The following is a 23,681-nucleotide window of genomic DNA, read 5'->3' on the forward strand; positions in this document are numbered from 1 at the left end:
AAATCCACGCCGAGGCCATTCATATCTGGGCGACATCAGCCCCCTCGCTTTCGAAGCAAGGGTGGCGTAATCACTTCCTGACCGGCACAAAACCGTCGCAAGTCCAGACTGGCGCATGGCATCCCGGTTATCCTGACGGAACAGGCTGCTGAACAAAATGCCTGACGGTTGGGTAAACACAGGTCCATATCCCAACAAGCGCCTTGTTCTATCTCAAGGTAGAAGTTCGGATCGTGGCATCCAGCCATGTAATGATCTTGGTAATGACCTCTGCCTCAATGCCGAAATAACCGTGTGGCGCAAGCGAACCACAGTTTTTTCCAGACCGGGTTTTACCGCCTGCCACCATTAACACGGTGACTTCATGACTGCCTGTCATGGCCGAGCCAATTCGCTTTGCGTCTTGTGACGGGGCGACGTTGCATCGATCATCGCGATTAGCAACAACAAGAACCGGCGGCTGTACCTTCTCTGGATGGGCACTGAAAACGGTTTCCCCGCTACTTCCCATAACGGACACCGATTCAGTCAGCACAACACCGGCAATATCCCCCGGAGCGGCATGGACCGCGCCATTGACGGCGGCAATCGCACCCTGACTTGTACCGAGCAGAAAAACAGGGCCTGAATCCTTCCAGTGTACGAAAACGATGATATCCTCGACAAGATGGGCATAGTACGCGGAACTACGCTGCCCCCGAAGATTGCGGTGGCCAACCGTGTCCGGAATGAGCACCGCATAGCCGTGCCTGTTCCATGCCTCGCGGGTTCGTACGACGAAGTTGTCGGCATGCCGGATGCGCCCGTCCTGCCCGAGGCCGATGTCACCTGTTCCGCCAGGAAACATGATGATCGTTGCTCGTGGCCGCTCCGGAGAACTGAAGATGGCCCGGACAGACCCGCCCGCCCGGAGAGGTATAGTCATAACACGTTCATCGATGTCCGGATCTACGATATTAGCAGTGGTCCCTGGGGCAGGGCAGTCGCTGGCATTAGCCACTACTGACAGGAGCGCGCAGCAGATAGCGAGCACGACCATTGTGCAGTGCCTGTATTCCGACATGGTCCTGCCGAGATCGGTTCTGATCATCTCATCCTGTTCTCGGACGAATAACTTCTCATTGCCTTAATTTCAGGTCTGGTCTTCCAGCTACCTTGTATAGAATCTTCAGCCTCCCGCAGAAATACATTCCCGGTCGAGACGGGTAAGACCCCCCTGCGCCGAATATCCAGTCTTACCGGTATCGTTATTGCGCTGATTGTATGGCATATGGTCAAATGGAATTCCATTGAATGTATGGAATTTTCATCCCATGTCTGCATACCCCTATCTGGTCCACTGGAAAGATGAGATCAGCCGCAGTCCGAATGCGATTTACATGACGCTCGCTGATGCCCTGGCACTTTCCATCCGCAAGGGCGATCTGCGGGAAGGGGACAGGCTGCCGCCACAGCGAACAATCGCGGAGCATCTTGGCACCAATCTGACGACCGTGACCCGGGCGTTTACCGAGGCGCGGCGGCGTGGCCTGATTGACGCGACGGTCGGCCGGGGCACCTTTGTCCGTGTTGGTGCAGGGGAAAGCCACTGGCGTCATACCGGTCCCGCCGTGGTTGACCTGACCATGAACCTGCCGCCCATCCCGCAGGACCCGCCCCTTCAACGCATTATCCAGAGCGATATTACGGCCATCCTGAAGCAGCAGGATCTGAACAGCCTGATGTCCTATCGGGTAACGGGCGGCACACAGGAAGAACGCCAACTGGGCGCGAAATGGATCGCGCCCGTCATCGGGCAGCGGCGAACAGACGAAATCCTTGTCTCACCGGGTGCTCAGAGTGCGCTTGCGGCGATCGTCAGCACGCACACCCAGCCCGGCGATGTCATTGTCACCGATCGCATTGCTTATCCGGGCATCCGGACCATCGCGGCGCAGTTCGATCTCATTCTGGTCGGTGTGGACAGTGACATGGAAGGCATGATGCCGGACCAGCTTGATCGGGTCTGCGCCGAGCATCATCCCCGGATGCTCTACTGCATCCCGACCATCCACAATCCCACCACGGCGACGATGTCCCTGCAACGGCGCAAGGACATCCTGAAGGTCGCCCAGCGCCATCATCTGCATATTGCCGAGGACGACCCCTACAGTCTTTTGATGGACAATCCGCTGCCAGCACTTGCAGCCCTTGACCATAGCCGTGTCAGCTACGTGGCCACCCTCGCCAAGACGCTCAGTCCTGGCCTGCGCACGGCTTATGTTGCCCTGCCCAATGCGGATATGACCCGGCGCGTTACGGCGGCCATCCGGGCCATAGCCCTGACCAATGCCGGCCTGCTTAGCGCGCTGACGGCGCGGTGGATGCAGACGCAGCAGGCCCATACGATCCTGCATGCCATCCGCACGGAACTGCGCCTGCGCCAGTCCATTGCCCGCAAGGTGCTTGGGGAGGGGCACTGCATGAATCCGGACGGACCGCATGTCTGGCTGAAACTGCCGGACTGGTGGGGCAGTGCGGATTTTGTGGCCTATGCCCGCAGGCGGGGTCTGGCGCTGGTGCCCAGTACCGTTTTCACCATCAGTGGCGAGCCCCCGCAGCGGGCGCGGATCGCACTCGGCAGCGCACCGGACGTCGTGAGCCTTGAAGAATCCCTGCACGGGGTGCTGTCGGTCCTGCAGCACAAGCGCTCCCCCGGCTTTGCCGATATTGTTTGACCGGATGGTAGAGCCCGGAATCGACGAAATCTTCTGATTTCATGAGATGGAAGGCGGATATTCCGGAAAACAAAAAGGCTCTTTATTCACGAATGCGTGATTGCAAAATCTTGTCAAAACAGATGTTTACGCTCAAGCCTTACGATTGTATGGTTGATGTATATTTTTTGTATGCCTCTGTCTTGGTATGAGGGCTATGTCTGATTTTATTTGAGCCGTTTGTACGCTTGTCAGAACGCATACAATATTTTGGCTCTCCGCCATCCCGTGCCACGTTCGTCTCGGCAACGCGGTCAGTCCCGGCTTCCCGCCGGAGACCGCAGCACACGGGAGACATACCATGCCGAAAGTCGAACACGCTCCGCATAAAGATGGCGATTGCTTCGTCAATTATGAAAACAAGGTCTTCGAGGACGTCAAAGCCCAGCCCGGCGAAAAAGCCCTCATCACCTTTCATACCGTTGCCAATGAAGGTTCGGTCGGGTTTGTAAATCTTTTGCAGGCCACCCGTCTGATCCGCAAGGGTTTCGAGACGTCGGTGCTGCTGTACGGTCCGGGTGTGACCCTTGGTGTGCAGCGCGGTTTTCCCCGTCTGGGTGACGAGGCCTTTCCGGGGCACATGAACTGCAATAAGCAGATCGCGAAAATCCTTGAAGAAGGCGGCAAAGTCTATGCCTGCCGCTTCGCGCTTCAGGCCCTTTATGGCTACGGCGAGCAAAACCTTATCCCCGGCATCACGCCGATCAATCCGCAGGACGTGCTCGACATCATCCTGCTGGCCCGCCGCGATAACGCCTTCATCCTCAATACCTGGACTCTCTGAAGGCCGAAGGGAGGACCGCAAGCCATGTCCCGTATCGTTCGCGCCGCAGCCATCCAGATCAGCCCCGTCCTTGGTGACGATGGTCTGGGGACTGCCCGGAAAGTCTGTCAGGCCATCCGCGATGCCGCCGAAAAAGGCGTTGCGCTTGCGGTCTTTCCTGAAACCTTCGTGCCCTATTATCCCTATTTCTCGTTTATCCAGCCGGCTTTCCGCTTCGGCGGCGAGCATCTGGCGCTTTACGAACGCGCTGTCGTCATCCCCGGTCCGGTGACGGACATGGTGGCCGAGGCCGCGCGCCAGACCGGCATGGTCGTAGTGTTGGGCGTGAACGAGCGCGATTTCGGCACGCTCTACAATACGCAGATCATCTTTGATGCGACAGGCGAGATCCTGCTCAAACGCCGCAAGATCACGCCCACCTATCATGAACGCATGGTCTGGGGGCAGGGGGATGGTTCGGGGCTGAAAGTGGTGGAAAGTGCGGCCGGGCGCATCGGCGCTCTGGCCTGCTGGGAGCATTACAACCCGCTCGCCCGCTACGCGCTGATGACCCAGCATGAGGAAATCCACTGCGCGCAGTTCCCCGGCTCGCTGGTGGGCCAGATCTTCGCTGACCAGATGGAAGTCACCATCCGGCACCATGCGCTGGAATCCGGCTGCTTTGTCGTGAACGCCACAGGCTGGCTCACGGAAGATCAGATCAGGGACATAGCGCGCGACCCTGCACTGGAAGGGCCGCTGCGGGGTGGATGCTTCACCGCCATCGTCTCACCTGAAGGCAAGCTGTTGGGCACACCCCTGACGGAAGGCGAGGGGATGGTGATCGCTGATCTCGATTTCGCTCTGATTACCAAGCGCAAGCGGATGATGGATTCCGTGGGGCATTATGCACGGCCCGAACTGCTCAGCCTGCTTCATGACCGGAAGCCTGCCCGCACTGTCCATTACGTTGGGGAAGCCGATCTGTTTCCTGCATCTACAGATGAGGTTGCGCCATGACCGTTCCAACACGCGGCACGCTTTCCGGCCGCAGGCTTGTCACTGACCTGCAATCCTTCGGGCTTCAGATCGGCGAGCAGACCGGGGGTATCGCCCGTAAAGGCGGAGCCGGTCCTTCCGACCACAAGACAATCACCATCGCGGGTCAGACCGTCATGGTTCCGGTTTATACGTCCGGTGCGCGACGGTCTCCGTTTCAGGCCAGTCTGCCTGACCAGAGTGGAACAAGCACGCTGCTGCGTGATGGTCAGACACTGGGCACGATCCATTTTCCGGCTACCCCGCGCTTTTATGGCCTGAGCACGGCGGATGGCGTTCCCTACTGGAAGATCGCCCTTCTGCATGGTCGTGACACGCTGGCGACCACGGTGCACCAGACCTGCATCCGCTATACCGACCGGCGCACGTCCTGCCAGTTCTGCGCCATCGGTCAGTCGCTGGAGGCCGACCGGACGATCGCCTACAAGACACCAGCGCAGCTTGCCGAAGTGGCCAAGGCTGCCGTGGAACTGGACGGCGTGCGCGATATGGTACTGACCACCGGGACACCCAACGTGGTTGATCGGGGCGCTGCCGTGCTGGCGGAATCAGCCCGTGCCATCCGGGCGGCAGTGAACCTGCCGCTTCAGGTCCAGTGTGAGCCGCCGCGTGACCACGGCTGGTTCCAGCACCTGCGCGAGGCGGGGGCCGACAGTCTGGGCATGCACCTCGAAGCCGCAACACAGGCCGTGCGCGAGAAGATCATGCCCGGCAAGGCCACGGTCAGTGTCGATCGCTACATGGACGCCTTTGCGTCTGCCGTGCCGATCTTCGGGCGTGGGCAGGTCAATACCTACATTCTTGCAGGGCTAGGCGATAGTGCCGAAAACATTCTGGCTTTGGCCGAACGCCTGATTGCGCTCGGGGTCTATCCCTTCGTAGTGCCGTTCGTGCCCATTTCCGGCACACCGCTGGAAAATCACGCGCCGCCTTCAGCCGAGTTCATGAAATCCGTGCTGGCGCCGCTGGGCCGGATGCTGCGCGAGGCAAACATGAAATCCACCGACATCCGGGCCGGGTGTGGCCGATGTGGTGCCTGTTCCTCGCTCTCGGCGTACGAACAATGAGTATGATGCTCGAAGGCGTGAAAGACCGCCCCTTCATCCCCACGGAATATGTCGTACGCCTCGCCCGCACACCGTGGGAACGTGCCGGTTATCATGCGCTGCGCCGCGAAGTGTTCTGCGCAGAACAGCACGTTTTTTCAGAGGATGACCAGGACGCAATCGATGCGGTTGCCATTCCCATCATCGCGGCCTGCTGTATCGCGGGAATGCCGGACCGGATCGTGGGCGCGGTACGTATCCATGAAGCCGAGCCCGGTGTCTGGCGTGGTTCCCGTCTGGCGGTCCATGCCGATCACCGCAAGCTTGGAAGGATCGGGGCGGAACTTATCCGTATGGCGGTCAGCACGGCGCATGGACTTGGGGCCACCCGGTTCCTGGCACAGGTGCAGGAACAGAATGTGCCGTTTTTCCGCCGCCTGCACTGGAAGAGTCTCGGCGTCATCACGCTGCATGGCCTGCCGCATCACGACATGGAAGCCAACCTTTCGCGCTATCCGGCACACGGTCAGGACCAGACATGGCTGCTGCGTCCGCAACCCCGACCGCGGCAGGTGGCGTGATGGCATATGAACTTGCCTCACTGCTGCGCACGTTGCGTCACGGTCCCGCCCTTGCGGGCAAACAGGATATTGCTGAAGCGGCTGCGATCCTGAAGCCTGCAAATCCTGATGCCATCCGCCTTGGCGATGACTGCGCTGCAATTCCGGACGGTAACGGCTATCTCCTGCTGGCCAGTGAGGGATTTCAGGACAGTTTTGTCCGCTCAATGCCGTGGTTTGCCGGGTATTGCGGCGTAATGGTCAATGTCAGCGACATCGCGGCCATGGGTGGTCGTCCGGTGGCCGTGGTCGATGCGTTGTGGAGCGATACGTCCGAGACGGCCGCGTCCATACTGACCGGTCTGCATGATGGAGCACGTACCTATGACGTGCCTGTTGTTGGCGGACATACCAACATGCGCAGCACTCACAACTCGCTGTCAGTGGCGATCCTTGGCCGTGCCCGTCATCTGCTGACCAGCTTCGATGCCCGACCGGGCGAGGTTCTGATCGCCGCCATCGACCTGCGTGGCCGCTGGCACGATCCGCATCCGTTCTGGGATGCAAGCTCCGCCCTGTGCGGCACCGAAGGGGCGGCCCGGCTGCGAGGGGATCTCGAACTTCTTCCGTGCATAGCCGAGGATGGGCTAAGCCGTGCCGCCAAGGACATCAGTATGGCGGGGCTGCTGGGTACCGCCCTCATGCTGGCCGAATGTTCAGGCGTGGGCATGACGGTCACGCTTGATGACATTCCGCGCCCCGATGCCGTGCCCATGGAACGCTGGCTGTCCGCATTCCCCAGCTATGGCTATCTGCTCACGGCGCGTCCTGAAGATGCGGATGCGGTCATCGCCCGCTTTCATGGGCGGGGCATTGCAGCTTCTGCCATCGGCCAGTGCAATGAGACGCGGCGTGTGGATGTCACATGGACGGATGAGAAGGAAACCTTCTGGGATCTTGCCCGGACGCCGCTCATGGGGTTTGCGCCATGAGTCTGTCCATCGGCATCCTGACCCATTCGACCAATCCGCGCGGCGGTGTGGTGCATGGTATGGCGCTGGCGGAAGCCCTGTGCGATGCTGGCCATGACGCGACGCTGATTGCCCCGGATGTGACCGGGACTGGTTTTTTCCGCACGCCCCGCTGCGGCACATACTATATTCCGGCTGCGCCGGAGAGCGATCTGCCAACGCTGGTGGAGCGCCGCATTGGTGAAATCAGGGACGCATTGTGTGGGCAGCATTTTGACGTGCTGCACGCGCAGGACCCCATCAGCGCCAATGCGCTGGCCGATCTGGTGGAAAAGGGGCGGATACCGGGCTTTGCCCGCACGGTCCACCATCTCGATCATTTCTCTCACCCCGTCCTTGCCGCGCGGCAGGAGCGGGGCTTTATGGCGGCGACCGAACTCTTTACTGTCAGCGCGATGTGGGAAAGCGCCCTGCGTGACGACCATGGTCGCAAAGCGCCCGTTGTCGGCAATGGGGTCGATCCCGTGCGCTTTTCGCCCGCACCAACTACGCACGATGCCTCGCTGCGGGCACGGTATCGTCTGCCGGCTGGCCATCGCCTGATCCTGACCGTCGGCGGCATCGAGCGCCGCAAGAATACCCTGCAACTGCTCGACGCGTTTCTTGCCCTTCGGCGCGAACAGCCTGATGTGCATCTGGTCGTGGCGGGCGGGGCTTCATTGCTGGATCATTCTGCCTACCGCACGCTGTTCGCGACATGTCTGCGCGAAAGCGGTGCAGTGGATCACGTGACCATAACCGGACCGGTTGCGGATGACGACATGCCTGCCTTTTACCGGCAGGCCGCCGTGCTGGCCTATCCGTCCGTAACAGAAGGGTTCGGCCTGTGCCCGCTGGAGGCGCTGGCCTGTGGCACGGCTGCCATTGTGCCGGAGATTGCTCCCTTCACCGGGCACCTTTCGCGGGCGGATGCGCTGTGGTGCGACCTGACGTGTTCCGACACCCTGCTTCTGGCCTTGCGGGACGCGCTGAACGTCAAAAGCCGCGACCATTTCCGGGTCAGCGGCCCCGCAACGGCCCGCCGTTTTGACTGGCGCAGCGTGGCAGGCCGGCACCTCCCTGCGTACCGGCGTCTGGCTGCTCTATGGCATGCCGATGCCCCTGATTCAGGAGCTTTGTCACCATGCCCGAGATGACCTTTCGTGTGCGCTGGCCCGATGGGACGGAGACCGACTGCTATTCCCCATCACTGGTCATAAGAGACCATTTCACGCCCGGTCAGGATTATCCGGTCCGGGAGTTCCTTGAAAAGGCGGATACGGCCTTGACGGAAGCCAGTGAGCGGGTTCGTGCCCGCTATGGCTTCCCGTGCAGCCGCGCCCTTGGCCAGTTGCACGCCATCCTGCAGGCCGGTGCGCCCTTCCTCAATCGACCCGATGCGCAGATGCGCGTCCTGTCTTTCAGTTATTGAGACGAAAAGAAACGACCATGTCACAGAACGAAAAAAGCATTCCCGTCATTATCGTGGGTGGCGGACAGGCCGGGCTCTCCATGAGCTGGTATCTCTGTCGTGAGAAGGTAGAGCACATTGTCTTTGAAGCAAAGACGGCCTGCCATTCGTGGGACGATGAACGCTGGGACAATTTCTGCCTGGTCACACCGAACTGGCAGTGCGAACTCCCCGGTCATCCCTACAAAGGAAGCGATCCTCACGGCTTCATGGTGAAGCAGGAAATCATCGAATACGTGAAGGGCTTTGTTAACTCGTTCAACCCACCGCTGCGCGAACACACGGCTGTCACCTCCATCACGCGCCATGAAGGCGGGGGGTACCGCGTGGTGGCGGGCGGAGAGACATGGCATGCAAAGCATGTCGTCATCGCGTCAGGTGCCTATCAGGACGCTGTTATCCCCGGCTATGCGAGTGCCATCGATCCATCAATCTTTCAGGTCCACTCGCAGGATTACCGCAATGCCGCCCAGCTTCCGGACGGCGCGGTTCTGGTCGTGGGCAGCGGTCAGTCCGGTGCGCAGATCGTCGAGGACCTGTTTCTTGAAAAACGCAAGGTCCACCTTTGCGTCGGCTCCGCCCCGCGTGTCTCGCGCTTCTACCGTGGCCGCGACGTGGTGGACTGGCTTGCGGATATGCACTTCTACGATCTGACGGTGGATAATCACCCCCTGCGTGACGGCGCACGCGACAAAACCAATCATTATGTCACCGGCCGAAATGGAGGCCATGATCTTGATCTGCGGCTCTTTGCCCGGGAGGGCGTGGAGCTGCATGGCACGCTTGAGACAATCCGCGATGAAGTGGCACATTTCGCGCCGGATCTTGCGGAAAACCTTGATGATGCAGACAAGACCAATGCCGACATCAAGAGATCGATCGACGCCTACATTGCGCGTGAAGGGATCAGCGCTCCCATCGAAGCGCCTTACGCACCTGTCTGGGAGCCTGATGGCAGCAACACGCCGCTCGACCTGAAGGCTGCCGGGATCACCTCGATCGTCTGGTGCATTGGCTTCCGTCCAAACTATCGCTGGATCGACGTGCCGGTTTTCAACGGGGCCAACAAACCGGTCTGGCATCGCGGCGTGACCGACGTGCCGGGATTCTACTTCCTCGGCCTGCCGTGGCTGCACACATGGGGATCGGGACGGTTCTCCGGTATCTCGCGTGATGCGGCGTGGCTGGCCAGCCAAATCACCGGCAAAGACGTGCCCGTAGCCTGAGCGGAGGACAGCGCCATGCTTCCATGGACAACATATGAAGCGATGTATGACGCAGCCCTGAACCAGCCAGAGGCATTCTGGCTGGATGCCGCACGGCGCATCACATGGAAGCAGCCGCCAGTGACCGCATGCAGGGCACGGACGGATGGCTGGCATGACTGGTTTCCCGATGCCACGCTCAACACCTGCTACAATGCCGTGGACCGGCATGTGCAGGATGGACGCGGCGGGCAGGCGGCGCTGATCTGGCATTCCTGCGCCACAAAAGAACGACAGGTTGTAACCTACCGGGAACTGCAGGGCAGGGTAGCCGGGTTTGCCGGTGGTCTGCGCTCGCTTGGAGTGGAAAAAGGCGACCGTGTCCTGATCGTCATGCCCACCATGATCGAAACAGCCATCGCCATGCTGGCCTGTGCGCGGATCGGTGCCGTACATGTCGTGGTTTTTGCGGGTTATGCCGGGCCGGAACTGGCGCGCCGGATTGATGACGTGGCCCCCAAAGTCATCATCACTGCCAGTTGCAGCTTTCAGGGGCAGACAGCAATCCCGTCCGCACCTGCCCTGAATGAGGCACTGGCCGAGGCTACGCATCGGCCACAGGCCTGCGTGATCGTGCAGCGCAAAGCCTGTCCGGCCTCACTTCTGCCGATGCGGGATCATGATTTCCACATGCTGGAACACTTCGCGCCAGCAGAGCCGGTTATGCTGCGTTCCGAAGATCCTCTCTATATTCTTCACACATCTGGTACGACAGGTCATGCGAAAGGTATTGTGCGTGACAACGGTGGTCATGCCGTAGCGCTCGCGCTGTCCATGGAACTGATCTATGGCTGCAAACCCGGTGATACCTTCTTCACCACATCGGATCTTGGCTGGGTCGTAGGCCATTCCTATGGCGTCTATGCGCCGCTGATCAGCGGTTGCACCAGCGTAATCGTGGAAGGGGGCGCATCTGCTTCCGCCATTCACGCGCTCTGTCATGAGCATGATGTGAAATGCCTGTTCACGACGCCAACACAGATGCGACTCATGCGACAGGAAAGCCGCCATCTGTCAGGAGCGATACTACCCGCGCCGGCCCGTATCCTCGTGGCCGGGGAATATGCGGACCCAACCCTGCTGGACTGGGCGCGGTCTTATTTTCGCAAACCCGTGGTCAATCACTGGTGGCAGACCGAAACCGGGTGGAGCATCACCGCCCATTTCTTCGGCCTGCCCGAGCGTGAGCCGGTGGCGCTCATGAATGATATCGGACGGCCTGCGCCGGGATTCCGTCCAGCCACCGTGCCGTCCATACCGGAGGAACGGTGCGGCGAGATTGTTCTCTCCCTACCGTTGCCTCCTGGCTGTCTGGCGGGTGTCTGGAAGGACAGGGCGATCCGTGCTCCTGCAGCGTATCTTGATGAAACACGCAGGTATTATCGTACCTTCGACGAAGGCATGATCGAAGCCAACCGTGCCGTGCATATGCTCGGTCGTTCTGACGACGTCATAAAGGTCGCAGGTCGGCGGATTTCGGGCGTACAGATCGAAAAGATCATCGCTTCACACCCTGCCGTTCATGCCTGTGCTGTGGTCGCGACCCCCGACGAATTGAGGGGGCAGCGACCTGTCGCCTACGTGGTTCCTGATTCCGAGGCGGAATGTGCCCCTTCTGCCGACGAAATCGTAGCACGGGTCCACGAAGTCCTCGGGCGCTGGATTGGTCTGAAGGAAGTCCGCTTTGTCAGGCAGCTGCCGACCACCGTATCTGGCAAGATTACACGCAAACGTCTGCTGGTATCCTGATGGTAGCATTGCGGCATGCCATTTGTGGAACGGCCCGTTCAGATGGCATGGCCGCCAGAGACTTCAATCCGCTGCGCGTTCACCCATCGATTGTCCTCGGACAGCAGGGAGGCAATCATCGGGCCGATATCTTCCGGTAATCCGGGAGGGCAGCGCGGTGATCTCCGCGATGTGACGGGCAACGTCCGGGTTATGCCGCACCATACCGTCCAAGAAATCCGTCTGGATAGTACCCGAGGCTACCGTATTGACGGCAATGCGGCAAAACCCGAGTTCCTTGGCCATGTAATGCGCCATGACTTCTACCGCCCCCTTCATCATGGCCGCATAGGCAACCCGGTCGGGATAGGCGACGCGCGTCAGGCCGGATGAGATGTTCACGATCCGGCCACCGTCCGTGATCAGCGGCAACAGGGTCTGGGTCAGGAAAAAAGGACCTTTGGCGTGGACGCGATAGGCAGCGTCTAAATCCTCTTCCGTCACTTCACCAAACAGCCCGCTATGGGACGTTCCGGCCATGTTGACCAGATAATTGAAACGCTCCGTACCCCATTCGCGCAGCACGCGCCGGATTTCATCGGCGAAGGTAGGCTCAGGACTCATAACCAGAAGATGACGGTTGCAGCGAGGCATATGGCTGAGAAGAAGACATTCGGGCATCTGTCATAACGTGTTGCGACCCATCTCCAGTCCTTTATTCTTCCGAACATGATCTCGATACGGCTGCGGCGTTTGTATTTCCGCCTGTCGTATCTGACCGGTTTTCCACGACATTTCCGGCCAGGAATGCAGGGCTTTATCCCTTTCCCCTCCAAGGCATCCCGAAACCAATCTGCGTCATACCCGCGATCGGCCAGCATCCATTGGGCTATGGGAAGACTGTCGGGAAGGGCTGCTGCACCTGTATAATCACTGGTCTGCCCCGCCGTCATGAAGAAGCTCAGCGGTCGTCCGTTCTGATCGGTGATGCCATGCAGCTTCGTATTCATACCGCCTTTTGTGCGACCGATCAGGCGACCTAGATGCCCTTTTTGAGTCGCAGGCTCGAAGCCGTACGATGTGCCTTGAAATAGCTCGCATCAATCATGATGGTCCGAGGCTCTTCTTGTCCAGCAGCCAGACCATCCATCATTCTGATGAAGATCCCGATCGCACTCCAGCGCTTCCAGCGGTTGTAGAGTGTCTTGCAATACAGATCACTCATCTTCAGTCTCCTCACAGAGCCTGAATCAGATTTCTCACCTCAAATCAATGAGTCCTGAGCCTAATTGCCAAAGCCACCGCGTCGACAGTCAGCCAAAAAACCGAAGAACTGCTTCCTTCGCGGCGATACGTGGTGGGCGGAAATCGTCATTCGCGGAGAACGATATCGACAGAGCCTATTCACAGATGATGCGCGGGAAGCGGAAAGGCGCATAAAAGCGCTGCGCCTCAGACTGGAACGGACTGCCCTGGACGTACCTGGCGAGGAATCATGGAAGGCTGCTGTGGTGCGCTGGGCTGGAGAAGGACTGGACGGCGTGAAAGACTCTGTCCGCAAGCGCTACCTGTCCAGTATCCGTCGCTTTGACGAACGGTTTGGATTTCTGATGGTAGCCTCCATCACGACACGAGACATCGCCGACTGGGTCAGCGACCGTAAACGCAACGGGTCAATAAAAACGCAAGGAAAAGGGAAGGGGAAAGCCATCTCCAACGCCTCCATCCAGCGCGATCTGACCGCCCTGTCCCGACTGCTCAGTTTCTGCTGTTCGATCGGCTGGCGGACAGATAATCCGGTGCAGGCCTTTGACCGCACGATCATCCGCGAACGCCGTGAACCAAAACGTCCGCCCACCCGCAAGGAAATACAGACCGCGATCGACGCGGCGCCACCGGGGATTGCAGGCATCCTGACCATCCTGGCCGAGACAGGCATGCGCATGAATGAAGCCGTGATGCTGGAGCGATGGCAGGTGGACAGCCGAAGCCACCAGATCCTGCTGACCAAAACCAAGACCAGCAGGCCTCGCACTATCAACTGGCACCCACCAAGCGGTAATGCCACCAGAGCACTGGAAGACGGGGCCGCATCCGGATTTCTCTACACCAGCGGCACCACTGGCAAGCCGTTCGCCAATTTTTCATCCAACCATGCCCAGATCATGCGACGCATCCTGCGTGACAATCCGCTGTTCCGGCGCTTCGGGGTGCATGACCTGCGGCATGCCTTTGCAGTGCGGTGGCTGAAAGAAGGGGGGAATATCTATCGTCTATCGCGGCACCTTGGACACAGTTCGGTGAAGGTGACCGAACAGAATTATCTGGGCTTCCTGACCGTCGAGGAACAGGAGCGGGTCCAGTTCTAGGCGGAGCAGATTTTTGCAGGGGTCCCCACAAATTCCCCCACAGCAGCCTGAAAAACCGTTCAGAAACGACCAAAGCGCCCCGTGGGGCGCTTGGCAATTTCTTGTTTATTTTCAAGAAGTTTTGGCGGAGGGGAAGAGATTCGAACTCTCGATACGGCTTAACACCGTATAACGGTTTAGCAAACCGCCGCCTTCAGCCACTCGGCCACCCCTCCGCCGAAGAGCGCGCATTATCAAGTAACACGGCGTTTGCAGGGGTGCTTTTAGCCTGTGGCTGCCCCCCTGCAAAGCCCTAAAATGCGTAAAAGCCCTTTTTTACAAAACTTTTTTCAGGGCTTCATTCACGATGGCCGGATTAGCCTTGCCAGCCATGGCTTTCATCACCTGACCGACAAAAAAGCCGAACAGACGATCCTTGCCGCCACGGTATTCTTCCACCTTGTCGGCATTGCGCGCCAGCACGTCCGCCACGGCCGCGTCGATCGCACCCGTATCGGTTACCTGCTTCAGCCCCTTACGCTCCACGATGTCGGCCGCGCTGTCGCCGGTCTCCAGCATGTCCTCGAACACTTCTTTTGCGATCTTGCCGTTAATCGTCTTGTCGGCCATCAGGTCCAGCATGCCACCCAGCGCCTGTGCCGAGATGGGGCTGTCCTGAATGGTGCGACCAGTACGGTTCAGTGCGCCAAACAGGTCACCCGTGACCCAGTTGGCGGCAAGGCGTGCATCGCGGCCCTTTGCCACTTCCTCGTAGTAATCGGCGATCGCCTGTTCGGCGACCAGCACGCTGGCGTCGTAGCGGGGGATACCGTACTGCCTGATAAAACGGTCACGCTTGTCATCCGGCAGTTCGGGCAGGGCACGTTCCAGTTCGTCCACCCATTCCTGTTCCACCACCAGCGGCAGCAGGTCAGGATCGGGGAAGTAGCGGTAATCGTGCGCATCTTCCTTGCTGCGCAGGGAGCGGGTTTCATTGCGTGCGGGATCGAAAAGGCGGGTTTCCTGATCCACCTCGCCACCATCTTCCCATACTTCCACCTGACGCGCGGCCTCGACCTCAATAGCATGCATCACATAGCGGATGGAATTGACATTCTTGATCTCGCAACGCGTACGGAACGGCTCACCGGCCTTGCGCACGGATACGTTCACGTCCGCACGCATGGACCCTTCTTCCATATTGCCATCGCATGTGCCCAGATAGCGCAGGATCTGGCGCAATTTGCGCAGATAGGCTCCAGCTTCTTCCGGATTACGGATATCCGGCTCGCTTACGATCTCCATAAGGGCCACACCGGCACGGTTCAGATCGATGAAGGAGCGTGCAGGGTCCTGATCGTGCATGGACTTGCCAGCATCCTGCTCGATATGCAGGCGCGTAATGCCGATATGACGTACGGTACCGTCGACCAGCTCGATCTCGACCGTGCCTTCGCCCACGATGGGGTGGGTGAACTGACTGATCTGATAACCCGTGGGCAGATCGGCATAGAAGTAGTTCTTGCGATCAAACCGGCTTTCCAGATTGATGCGCGCACGCAGGCCCAGCCCCGTGCGAACGGCCTGTGCCACACATTCCCGGTTCAGGACGGGCAGCATGCCCGGAAAACCGGCATCAACCAGACTGACATGCGTGTTCGGCTCCCCACCATAGGAAGCGGAAGCCCCGGAAAACAGTTTCGAGTGGCTTATGATCTGTGCGTGGACTTCAAGCCCGACCACGATTTCCCATGTGCCGGTCTTGCCTTCGATCGTGTAGCTCATTTCGCGCCCTCCGCACGGATGGCAGGCCGGTGGGTGAAGCCCGCTGCACTTTCCAGCGCGCTGCCTGCGGCCAGCAGGGTTTCCTCATCAAACGGACGACCGATCAGTTGCAGGCCAAGCGGCAGGCCCGTATCCCCAAGCCCGACCGGCACCGACATGGCGGGCATACCCGCCATGGAGGCAGGAACGGTGAAGATATCGTTCAGGTACATCTGGACCGGATCATCACTCTGCTCACCCTGCGCAAAGGCAGGTGTCGGCGCGGTGGGGGTCAGCAATACGTCAACCTGCTGGAAGCATTCCGTAAAGTCGCGGCGGATCAGTGTGCGGACCTTCTGCGCCTTCAGATAATAGGCATCGTAATACCCGGCGGACAGGACATAGGTGCCCATCATGATGCGGCGACGCACTTCCGGTCCGAAACCCGCACGGCGGGTTGCTTCGTACATGGCATCGAGCGTCTGGCCTTCCACGCGCTCACCAAAACGCAGGCCATCATAACGGGCCAGGTTGGATGAACACTCGGCAGGGGCCACAATGTAATAGGTGGCAAGGCCATATTTCGTGTGGGGCAGGGACACATCCACGATTTCGCAGCCCGCGGCCCGAAGCCATTCGATACCCTGCTGCCATGCCGCACCGATTTCTGCCGACAGGCCCTCGGCACGGTATTCACGCGGAATACCAACCTTCAGCCCCTTCAGGCTGCGGCCAATGGCTGCCGAATAATCCGGCACGTCCCTGTCGACGCTGGTGCTGTCACGCGGGTCAAACCCGGCCATGGACTGCAGCATGATGGCACAGTCACGCACGCTACGCGCCATGGGTCCCGCCTGATCGAGAGAGGAGGCATAGGCAATCGTGCCGAACCGGCTGCACCGGCCATAGGTGGGCTTGAGCCCCACAATGCCGCAATAGGCAGCGGGCTGGCGGATGGAACCGCCGGTATCAGTGCCGGTAGCACCCATGGCCAGCCCGGCTGCAACAGCTGCGGCTGAACCACCGGACGAACCGCCGGGCACCAGCACGGTATTGGCCTCACCCTTGCGCTTCCACGGATTTTCGACCGGCCCGAAAGCCGAGGTGATGTTGGCCGACCCCATGGCGAATTCATCAAGATTGGTCTTGCCGACAAACACCGCGCCATCGCGCAGCAGGTTGGCCGTGACCGTGCTTTCGTATGGGGGAACGAAATTTTTCAGGATATTGCTGGCCGCCGTGGTCCGCACGCCCGTAGTGCAGAACAGATCCTTGATACCCAGCGGGATACCGGTCAGCGGCTTTGCCTCGTCCCGCGCCAGCGCGGCATCGGCATGGGCCGCGGCTTCAAGGGCCGCGTCGGATGTGGGGGTGATATAGGCGTTAAGGCGCGGGTTCAGCGCCTCAATGGCGTCCGTATGGGCGCGCACCAGTTCCACGGCGCTGAAGGCGCGCTTGCGCAGGCCAGCCGCGGCATCGGCAATCGTCAGTTCGGTCAGGCTCATTTTATTCAACAACCTTGGGTACGGTATAGAAGGGGCCAACAGCATCGGGCGCGTTGGACAGGACGGCCTCACGGCAATTGCCGTCGGTCACCACGTCCTCACGCGTGCGCAGGGCGGCGTGGCCCGTGCCGACCATGGGGGAGACCCCCTCGACATCGACCTCGTTCAGCTGCTCGACCCAGCCGAGGATCCCGTTAAGCTCCCCTTGCAGGGACTGAAGATCAGACTCGTCAATACCAATCCGTGCCAGTCTGGCAATGCGGCGGACGGTCGCGGGATCAAGCGACATGAAGCAATAACTTTCCATCGTAACAGGGGAAGAATATCCTGCGGCGCAGGACCTGCTGAGGAACATACCCCCGACCATGCCCCTGTTCAACATATCCGATCTCCGTTCCCGCCTGCGCACGGGCCAGCGCCTGCTGGGGCTGGACCCCGGACGCAAGACAATCGGCGTCGCCCTGTCGGATGTGGGGCTGATGCTGGCATCGCCCCATATGGCGCTCAAGCGCGGGAAACTGTCTGTCGTCGCGGCCGAAATCAGCCGGATCGCCCATACACAGGATGTCGGCGGGCTAGTGGTCGGCCTGCCCCTTTCGCTGGATGGCAGCTTTGGCCCCGCAGCGCAGGCGGCGCGGGACTGGACGCTCAACCTGTCGGACATGACCGGACTGCCTGCCGCGATGTGGGATGAACGGCTGTCCTCATCCGCCGTGAACCGCTTCCTGATCGCGGAAGCCGACATGACCCGCCAGCGCCGGGGGGAGGTCGTGGACCGGATGGCCGCCGCCTATATCCTGCAGGCGGCCCTTGATGCCTCCATCACGCCCGCTGCGGAGGAATGAATTGCGAACTCGTGATGGCATGACTGGATTGTTCTAAACACCGACCCGGTCGGGGCAGGGGCTGCTATGGTCCCTGCCACCACCGGCGCATATCAGAAGGCATCATTCCCGTCTGCCAGACTGCCGGACCCTACGTGCCAAAATACGAGGAGACCGGCCATGCGTCTGCCGCATCTGCACCTGCCTTACCTGCATATTCATGTGCATGACCGCCCACTGGCGGGTGATCCACATCCCCACAACCCGTTCCACTGGAAGCTGTATTTCTGTGAGGCGGTAGCCACGGCCGTCCTGATGATTCTGGGCCTGAGCGCGGTTATCCTCCTTACCGCACCCGGCAGTCCGTTATCGGCCCCGCTGCTTCACCACCCCTACATCCAGACCGCGCTGTGCGGGCTGTGTTTTGGCCTGTCGGGCACGGCGGCAGCCATGACCCCGTTTGGCAAGGTCAGCGGGGCGCATATCAATCCTTCCGTCACGCTGGCGTTTTCACTGGCGAAACGCATTGGGGGGATCGATGCCTTCAACTACATGATCGCGCAGGTGATCGGGGCCTTCCTTGGTACGGCGATGGTGTATGAAGCCGGAAAACTGGTGGCATGGTGGGGCAATATGGCCGTGGCCGTGCATTACGGGGCGACGGTGCCGTATGACCACATATCCATCTGGTGGGCGATGTGGTCGGAAATGTTCGTGACCGCAGCCCTGATTGCCATGCTGTACTGGCTTGCAGCCCATCCGCGCTGGAAATTCATCACGCCGTGGTCCGGCGGGCTGTTTTTCCTTGTCATGAACCCGATTACGGCATGGCTGTCCGGCAACAGCGTCAATTTCGCCAGGACACTGGCCCCGGCCCTGTTCGCGGGGGAATGGGCGGGATTATGGGTTTATGTGGTCGGGCCGTTTGCAGGGGCGTCACTTGCCGTCATGGCCATCCGCATGAATTTACTAGGCAAACTGCACCTGCTTGAAGCGCGACTGGTCAATTTCGGCCATCATGGTCGTGTGCCAGGACTGGATGACCCGCACCGCAAGCTGAACCACCCCGATGATCACCTCCACATCCCTCCGGCATCAGAACCGGCGGGAGAGGGGACCGCGCCCGGCGCAACCCACGTCTGACATAATCCGTTGTTTTGTCAGGCGGGCATTCGCGGCCATATTCACCAGCCGCGCCGCCAGCCATGGGCCGCCGAGGGAGAAAGCATAATAATGAAGCGTTTTTTCAATACGCGAGACACAATCGTAACTGAATCTCTGGACGGTTTCCTGCGCTCTGCCGCAGGGCAGCACCTGTGCCGACTGGATGGTTACCCCGATACCTGCGTCATCATGCAGCGCGAACCGGACCGGACACAGGTTTCCATCATTTCCGGTGGCGGGTCCGGACATGAACCCGCCCATGCCGGATTTGTGGGCAGGGGCATGCTGACGGCTGCCGTGTGCGGCGCGCTGTTCGCCTCGCCATGTGTGGACGCAATCGTGGCGGCCATCCTTGCCACGACGGGAGAGGCCGGGTGCCTTCTTGTCGTCAAGAACTATACCGGTGACCGGCTGAACTTCGGCCTTGCAGCTGAACGCGCCCGCACGATGGGCAAACAGGTTGAAGTCGTGATTATCGGTGACGACATCGCCCTGCCGGATTCCACCACACCACGCGGCGTTGCGGGCACGGTGCTGGCGCACAAGCTGGCCGGTTACGGATCCGCGCAGGGCTGGGATCTGGCGCGTATTGCCGATTTCTTACGCATGGCCGCAAAGCGTATGCGCACCATCGGCCTGGCGCTTGAGGACTGCAATCCGTACGAGCCGGGGCGCGGCAGCCGCCTTACAGCCGATCAGGCCGAACTGGGCCTTGGCATCCATGGTGAGCCGGGCGCGCAGCGTATCGCACTGGCCAGCGCCAATGATCTCATGCACAGGGCCGCCGCCACGCTGGAAGCCAGTCTGCCCGCTAATGCAGGCGACAGCCGTCACGCCCTGCTGCTCAACAACCTCGGCTGCGTGCCGGAGGTGGAGATGACGCTGCTGCTGGAATCCTTCAGCCATGTACCGCTGGCGCGCCACGTCTCGCACATCATCGGTCCGGCATCCCTGATGACCGCACTGGACATGAACGGGTTCTCGCTCACCCTGATTGAACTGGACGATACCATCCGGCAGGCCCTTGAGGCACCTGTCCAGCCACATGCGTGGCCCGGTATCGCGCCGCTGGACGCGCCTGCAATCGTGCCCATGCCCGAAATGCCCGATCCGTTCCCTTACAAGCCAACCCGCAATGCCACGATGGCAGGTCTGCTGGAACGCGGTGCGGACATTCTGGTGGCCAACGAAGCGCCACTTAATGAACTGGATGGCAAGATCGGGGATGGCGATGCGGGTTCCACCTTTGCCGGTGCGGCCCGTGACATCATTGCCGCCATCGACCGGCTGCCCATGGATGACCCGCACCAGCTCATGACTACAATCGGCAATATCCTGACCCAGCATGCGGGTGGTTCGAGCGGCGTGCTGTTCGCCATCATGTTCTCGGCCGCCGGACGTAGCGAGCAACCGTGGCAGCAGGCCCTGCGCGATGGACTGGCCCATATGATGGAATGCGGGGGCGCCAGACCGGGTGACCGCACCATGATTGATGCGCTTTACCCTGCGCTGGAAACACTGGCTGATGGCGGCACGTTGCGGCAGGCCGCCCAGGCCGCCCGCAAGGGGGCCGATTCAACCACTACGATGAACAGCGCCCGTGCGGGCCGTGCAGCCTACGTGCCCAGTGCACATGTCCGTAATGTGCCCGACCCCGGCGCGGAAGCCGTAGCCCGCCTGCTGGAAGGGCTATCCGAAGGCTGATGAAAGAAGGGGTGCCCCCGAAGGCAGGCAACCCCTCATTTCATGATATTACTGCTGCGGTGCGGTACCGCCATGCGTGCTGACACCGGGGCCACCGCCGCCGTCCGATCCGCCACCGGCTGGCTTGGGTTTGTCACACCCGGCAAGACAGCCAACAATGGCCACGGCAAACATCATCCGCGTAAGGTTGCGCACTGGTTTTCTCCTCTCCAGCTATTCTGGCTTTCAAGGGGAGTTAACCGCCCGACCGCACCACGGTTGCGTGTAAAAACCGGACAGCGCCGCATAAGCAGTTCAACAGACACCATTTCACGCATGCGCGCGCAGCAGCGGTAGCGGTGCTGGAAGGAAGGATGTTCCATCCGATCCGTGTCCGTTTATGTCCGCCCTAGCGGACAGCCTGTTTTCGGAAAAAACGTTCAACAGCCAGCATGCCGAGCAGTTTCGCGACTTCGAATCCCTCGCGTGTCTGATCGATGAGGTAACGCATAACGGCCTCCTCTTTAGACTATCGGATTACATTGTGTCGCATCGTCACACCAGACGGAAGAAAAAACGTCCCGCCCGGTGTTCACGATTGCCGTTCTGTCTCTGCACGGAAAAGGTCGTGCAGGAAACCCCGAAAAATCAGCCCTGCTGTTTTTCCGCCGCCCTGGCGAACAGTGCGGAAATGGCTGCCTGTGCCTCGGTCTGGATGCGCTTGAGATGCTCTTCGCTTTTAAAGCTTTCAGCGTAGATCTTGTAAACATTTTCCGTGCCGGATGGACGCGCTGCAAACCAGCCGTCCATGGCTTTTACCTTCAGCCCCCCGATTGCCGCGTCGTTGCCCGGCGCACGGGTCTGGGTGCTTTCGATCGGCTCACCGGCCAGTTCATCCATACCGATCTGCTCGGGGGTCAGGTTTTTCAGAAGTGCCTTTTCCTCCGGGTTGGCCGGGGCGTCGATACGGGCGTAGTACGGCGTGCCAAGGCGGCCCGTCATGTCTTCATACGCGGCACCGGGGGAACGACCGGTACGGGCCGTGATCTCGGCGGCAAGAAGGCCCATGATGATGCCGTCCTTATCCGTCGTCCATACCGTGCCATCACGACGCAGGAAGGACGCACCGGCACTTTCCTCCCCCCCGAACCCAAGGGAGCCATTATACAACCCGTCAACGAACCATTTGAACCCGACAGGCACTTCAACCAGCCTGCGGCCCAGTTCCTTCGCCACCCGGTCGATCATGCTGCTGCTGACAACCGTCTTGCCCACAGCGGCATTCGCGCCCCAACTGCCGCGGTTGTTGAACAGGTATTCGATGGCGGTGGCCAGATAATGGTTCGGGTTCATCAATCCATACTGACCCGACACGATGCCATGCCGGTCAGCATCGGTATCGTTGGCGAAAGCGATATCAAAACGCCCGCGCATACCCACAAGGCGTTCCATGGCGTAGGGGGAGGAACAGTCCATGCGGATCTGCCCGTCCCAGTCCGCCGTCATGAACCGGAAGGTGGGATCGACCTCCGTGCTGACAACGGTCGCATTGATGCCATAGCGGTCAATGATGGGTTGCCAGTAATCCACCGCAGCCCCGCCCAGCGGGTCGATACCGATGGAAATGCCGCTGTCACGGATAATGTCCATATCCACGACCGCTGCCAGATCGTTCACATAAGGCGTTATGTAATCGTGACGCTGCACGGTTGGGGACTGCAACGCTGCTTCATAGTCAATGCGCTTCACCCCTTCCATATTTTTGCCGATGTAATCGTTGGCTGCGGTTTCCACCACCTTGGTAATATCGGTATCGGCAGGGCCACCATGGGGGGGATTGTATTTGAAACCACCATCTTCCGGCGGGTTGTGAGACGGAGTGATGACAACGCCATCGGCCAGCGCGCTGCTGCGGTCGCGGTTGTAGGTCAGGATGGCATGCGAAACGACGGGGGTAGGGGTGTAGCCGTCCTTTGCGTCAATACGGGTTTCCACACCATTTGCGGCAAATACCTCAAGTGCCGATTTCAGCGCAGGCCGGGACAGCGCATGCGTATCGATCCCGATGAAAAGGGGACCATCAATGCCTGCACCCTTCCGATAATCGCAGATGGCCTGGCTGATCGACAGGATATGATTTTCATTAAAACTGGTGGTCAGCGATGAACCCCGGTGTCCCGATGTTCCGAACGCTACCCGTTGCGCCGTAATGGCCGGATCGGGTTTACGGGTATAATAGGCATCCAGCAGGGCATCGATATTGACAAGACGGTCCGGATCGACCGGCTTGCCGGCAAAATGACTGATGCTGGACATTGACTGCTCCCAAAATATGGTAATGCAAACACTCTGTAGGGTTAAATGTGACTTTTCAATGGACTGCGTTGATCGGGCCTACCGTATGGACAGATACGACAACCAGCAACGCCTCTCCTCCCGCCTGCTTCAGGCATGACCCTGACGAGAACCACGCTACCAAAAAACACATATAAATTTCCTTACAGGCAGGTCTGATGGGCGTCCACCCCAAACCATGGACCTGACCATCTGCCTGCATCCCGGACGCACAGGACTATATGCTTATCCAGACCGCTTTCGTTTCCTGAACTACCGCTCACGATCGCGCGTGCCGGTTGCAACATTCTCGCGGAATGCCCATCTGTACCGGCATGAACGATCCCATGATGGCTGATACCCGCCCACGCCACCCACTATCGGATGAGCATAAGCGCCGG

Annotated in this window: 21 protein-coding genes, 1 tRNA gene and 1 pseudogene; 14 read left to right on the forward strand and 9 right to left on the reverse strand. The window is 59.9% G+C overall.

Annotated features, from left to right (window positions below; genetic code table 11):
* Window positions 1–208 precede the first annotated feature (208 nt).
* Window positions 209–847, reverse strand: a complete 639-nt coding sequence (locus KSAC_RS03085; protein ID WP_207918757.1) for an alpha/beta hydrolase — start codon at window positions 845–847, stop codon at window positions 209–211.
* Window positions 848–1,313: 466 nt separating this feature from the next.
* Here KSAC_RS03085 and KSAC_RS03090 point away from each other — a divergent pair, with 466 nt between their 5' ends.
* From KSAC_RS03090 to KSAC_RS03135, 10 genes are all read left to right on the forward strand, one after another.
* On the forward strand, window positions 1,314–2,717 hold the full coding sequence (locus KSAC_RS03090; protein WP_132304169.1) for an aminotransferase-like domain-containing protein: 1,404 nt from the start codon (window positions 1,314–1,316) through the stop codon (window positions 2,715–2,717).
* Between the two features lie 340 nt (window positions 2,718–3,057).
* A complete protein-coding gene (locus KSAC_RS03095; protein WP_010512648.1) occupies window positions 3,058–3,540 on the forward strand; it encodes an MSMEG_0572/Sll0783 family nitrogen starvation response protein in 483 nt (160 codons plus the stop codon).
* A 24-nt stretch (window positions 3,541–3,564) separates the two neighbouring features.
* Window positions 3,565–4,539 carry a Nit6803 family nitrilase gene (locus tag KSAC_RS03100; RefSeq protein ID WP_110547467.1) on the forward strand — a complete coding sequence of 325 codons (975 nt, stop codon included), beginning with the start codon at window positions 3,565–3,567 and terminating at the stop codon, window positions 4,537–4,539.
* Window positions 4,536–5,645: an MSMEG_0568 family radical SAM protein gene (locus KSAC_RS03105; RefSeq protein WP_132304171.1), complete on the forward strand. Its 1,110-nt coding sequence runs from the start codon at window positions 4,536–4,538 to the stop codon at window positions 5,643–5,645. Before KSAC_RS03100 ends, KSAC_RS03105 begins: the two co-directional genes overlap by 4 nt.
* Window positions 5,642–6,205 (forward strand): MSMEG_0567/Sll0786 family nitrogen starvation N-acetyltransferase, encoded by a 564-nt coding sequence (locus KSAC_RS03110; RefSeq protein WP_132304173.1) that lies wholly within the window; start codon window positions 5,642–5,644, stop codon window positions 6,203–6,205. The genes KSAC_RS03105 and KSAC_RS03110 overlap by 4 nt, the downstream gene beginning before the upstream one ends.
* Window positions 6,202–7,176 carry a sll0787 family AIR synthase-like protein gene (locus tag KSAC_RS03115; RefSeq protein WP_243705343.1) on the forward strand — a complete coding sequence of 325 codons (975 nt, stop codon included), beginning with the start codon at window positions 6,202–6,204 and terminating at the stop codon, window positions 7,174–7,176. The genes KSAC_RS03110 and KSAC_RS03115 overlap by 4 nt, the downstream gene beginning before the upstream one ends.
* Window positions 7,173–8,351 (forward strand): MSMEG_0565 family glycosyltransferase, encoded by a 1,179-nt coding sequence (locus KSAC_RS03120; RefSeq protein ID WP_132304175.1) that lies wholly within the window; start codon window positions 7,173–7,175, stop codon window positions 8,349–8,351. Before KSAC_RS03115 ends, KSAC_RS03120 begins: the two co-directional genes overlap by 4 nt.
* On the forward strand, window positions 8,339–8,626 hold the full coding sequence (locus tag KSAC_RS03125; protein WP_132304177.1) for an MSMEG_0570 family nitrogen starvation response protein: 288 nt from the start codon (window positions 8,339–8,341) through the stop codon (window positions 8,624–8,626). The genes KSAC_RS03120 and KSAC_RS03125 overlap by 13 nt, the downstream gene beginning before the upstream one ends.
* Before the next feature lie 17 nt (window positions 8,627–8,643).
* Window positions 8,644–9,891, forward strand: a complete 1,248-nt coding sequence (locus KSAC_RS03130; RefSeq protein ID WP_132304179.1) for an MSMEG_0569 family flavin-dependent oxidoreductase — start codon at window positions 8,644–8,646, stop codon at window positions 9,889–9,891.
* 15 nt (window positions 9,892–9,906) lie between these two features.
* Entirely contained in the window at window positions 9,907–11,679 is a 1,773-nt protein-coding gene (locus KSAC_RS03135; RefSeq protein WP_132304181.1) for an AMP-binding protein, read from the forward strand.
* A gap of 63 nt (window positions 11,680–11,742) precedes the next feature.
* Here the strand turns inward: KSAC_RS03135 and KSAC_RS03140 are convergent, their stop codons facing one another.
* Together KSAC_RS03140 and KSAC_RS03145 are read right to left on the reverse strand one after the other, a co-directional pair.
* The gene (locus KSAC_RS03140; protein ID WP_243705288.1) at window positions 11,743–12,243 is read right to left on the reverse strand and encodes an SDR family NAD(P)-dependent oxidoreductase; all 501 of its coding nucleotides are present in this window, start codon (window positions 12,241–12,243) and stop codon (window positions 11,743–11,745) included.
* Window positions 12,244–12,278: 35 nt separating this feature from the next.
* Window positions 12,279–12,865, reverse strand: a pseudogene (locus KSAC_RS03145) (IS5 family transposase); the annotation flags it as partial.
* Between the two features lie 82 nt (window positions 12,866–12,947).
* Between KSAC_RS03145 and KSAC_RS17485 the strand changes: the two are divergent.
* Window positions 12,948–14,027, forward strand: coding sequence for a tyrosine-type recombinase/integrase (locus KSAC_RS17485; protein WP_243705289.1), 1,080 nt, complete (start codon window positions 12,948–12,950; stop codon window positions 14,025–14,027).
* A gap of 122 nt (window positions 14,028–14,149) precedes the next feature.
* On the opposite strand, the gene KSAC_RS03155 is transcribed toward KSAC_RS17485, so the two are convergent.
* The 4 genes from KSAC_RS03155 to gatC all read right to left on the reverse strand — a co-directional run bounded on the left by KSAC_RS03155 (window position 14,150) and on the right by gatC (window position 17,564).
* Window positions 14,150–14,242: transfer RNA gene (locus KSAC_RS03155), tRNA-Ser, on the reverse strand.
* 100 nt (window positions 14,243–14,342) lie between these two features.
* Window positions 14,343–15,791, reverse strand: coding sequence for an Asp-tRNA(Asn)/Glu-tRNA(Gln) amidotransferase subunit GatB (gene gatB, locus KSAC_RS03160; RefSeq protein WP_132304183.1), 1,449 nt, complete (start codon window positions 15,789–15,791; stop codon window positions 14,343–14,345).
* Window positions 15,788–17,275 (reverse strand): Asp-tRNA(Asn)/Glu-tRNA(Gln) amidotransferase subunit GatA, encoded by a 1,488-nt coding sequence (gene gatA / locus KSAC_RS03165; protein ID WP_132304185.1) that lies wholly within the window; start codon window positions 17,273–17,275, stop codon window positions 15,788–15,790. The genes gatB and gatA overlap by 4 nt, the downstream gene beginning before the upstream one ends.
* A 1-nt stretch (window position 17,276) precedes the next feature.
* A complete protein-coding gene (gene gatC / locus KSAC_RS03170) occupies window positions 17,277–17,564 on the reverse strand; it encodes an Asp-tRNA(Asn)/Glu-tRNA(Gln) amidotransferase subunit GatC (RefSeq protein WP_102324202.1) in 288 nt (95 codons plus the stop codon).
* A 76-nt stretch (window positions 17,565–17,640) separates the two neighbouring features.
* On the opposite strand from gatC, the gene ruvX reads away from it, so the two are divergent.
* The 3 genes from ruvX (at window position 17,641) to KSAC_RS03185 (ending at window position 20,967) form a co-directional block, all read left to right on the forward strand.
* Window positions 17,641–18,120: a Holliday junction resolvase RuvX gene (gene ruvX / locus KSAC_RS03175; RefSeq protein ID WP_132304187.1), complete on the forward strand. Its 480-nt coding sequence runs from the start codon at window positions 17,641–17,643 to the stop codon at window positions 18,118–18,120.
* Window positions 18,121–18,279: 159 nt separating this feature from the next.
* Window positions 18,280–19,242 carry an MIP/aquaporin family protein gene (locus KSAC_RS03180; protein WP_118963199.1) on the forward strand — a complete coding sequence of 321 codons (963 nt, stop codon included), beginning with the start codon at window positions 18,280–18,282 and terminating at the stop codon, window positions 19,240–19,242.
* 90 nt (window positions 19,243–19,332) lie between these two features.
* On the forward strand, window positions 19,333–20,967 hold the full coding sequence (locus KSAC_RS03185; RefSeq protein WP_132304189.1) for a dihydroxyacetone kinase subunit DhaK: 1,635 nt from the start codon (window positions 19,333–19,335) through the stop codon (window positions 20,965–20,967).
* 48 nt (window positions 20,968–21,015) lie between these two features.
* Here KSAC_RS03185 and KSAC_RS17215 read toward each other — a convergent pair whose 3' ends face one another.
* Entirely contained in the window at window positions 21,016–21,162 is a 147-nt protein-coding gene (locus KSAC_RS17215; RefSeq protein ID WP_162900467.1) for a hypothetical protein, read from the reverse strand.
* Window positions 21,163–21,594: 432 nt separating this feature from the next.
* Window positions 21,595–23,262, reverse strand: coding sequence for a phosphoglucomutase (alpha-D-glucose-1,6-bisphosphate-dependent) (gene pgm / locus KSAC_RS03190; protein ID WP_132304191.1), 1,668 nt, complete (start codon window positions 23,260–23,262; stop codon window positions 21,595–21,597).
* Window positions 23,263–23,681: the final 419 nt, after the last annotated feature.

Source organism: Komagataeibacter saccharivorans (genome assembly GCF_004348195.1).
In the GTDB taxonomy this organism is placed as follows: Bacteria; Pseudomonadota; Alphaproteobacteria; order Acetobacterales; family Acetobacteraceae; genus Komagataeibacter; species Komagataeibacter saccharivorans.

Coding starts and splice junctions, on each gene's coding strand:
- KSAC_RS03085 (WP_207918757.1), bottom strand. CDS start 847: ATGTTTCCTGGCGGAACAGGTGACATCGGCCTCGGGCAGGACGGGCGC.
- KSAC_RS03090 (WP_132304169.1), top strand. CDS start 1,314: ATGTCTGCATACCCCTATCTGGTCCACTGGAAAGATGAGATCAGCCGC.
- KSAC_RS03095 (WP_010512648.1), top strand. CDS start 3,058: ATGCCGAAAGTCGAACACGCTCCGCATAAAGATGGCGATTGCTTCGTC.
- KSAC_RS03100 (WP_110547467.1), top strand. CDS start 3,565: ATGTCCCGTATCGTTCGCGCCGCAGCCATCCAGATCAGCCCCGTCCTT.
- KSAC_RS03105 (WP_132304171.1), top strand. CDS start 4,536: ATGACCGTTCCAACACGCGGCACGCTTTCCGGCCGCAGGCTTGTCACT.
- KSAC_RS03110 (WP_132304173.1), top strand. CDS start 5,642: ATGAGTATGATGCTCGAAGGCGTGAAAGACCGCCCCTTCATCCCCACG.
- KSAC_RS03120 (WP_132304175.1), top strand. CDS start 7,173: ATGAGTCTGTCCATCGGCATCCTGACCCATTCGACCAATCCGCGCGGC.
- KSAC_RS03125 (WP_132304177.1), top strand. CDS start 8,339: ATGCCCGAGATGACCTTTCGTGTGCGCTGGCCCGATGGGACGGAGACC.
- KSAC_RS03130 (WP_132304179.1), top strand. CDS start 8,644: ATGTCACAGAACGAAAAAAGCATTCCCGTCATTATCGTGGGTGGCGGA.
- KSAC_RS03135 (WP_132304181.1), top strand. CDS start 9,907: ATGCTTCCATGGACAACATATGAAGCGATGTATGACGCAGCCCTGAAC.
- gatB (WP_132304183.1), bottom strand. CDS start 15,791: ATGAGCTACACGATCGAAGGCAAGACCGGCACATGGGAAATCGTGGTC.
- gatA (WP_132304185.1), bottom strand. CDS start 17,275: ATGAGCCTGACCGAACTGACGATTGCCGATGCCGCGGCTGGCCTGCGC.
- gatC (WP_102324202.1), bottom strand. CDS start 17,564: ATGTCGCTTGATCCCGCGACCGTCCGCCGCATTGCCAGACTGGCACGG.
- ruvX (WP_132304187.1), top strand. CDS start 17,641: ATGCCCCTGTTCAACATATCCGATCTCCGTTCCCGCCTGCGCACGGGC.
- KSAC_RS03180 (WP_118963199.1), top strand. CDS start 18,280: ATGCGTCTGCCGCATCTGCACCTGCCTTACCTGCATATTCATGTGCAT.
- KSAC_RS03185 (WP_132304189.1), top strand. CDS start 19,333: ATGAAGCGTTTTTTCAATACGCGAGACACAATCGTAACTGAATCTCTG.
- pgm (WP_132304191.1), bottom strand. CDS start 23,262: ATGTCCAGCATCAGTCATTTTGCCGGCAAGCCGGTCGATCCGGACCGT.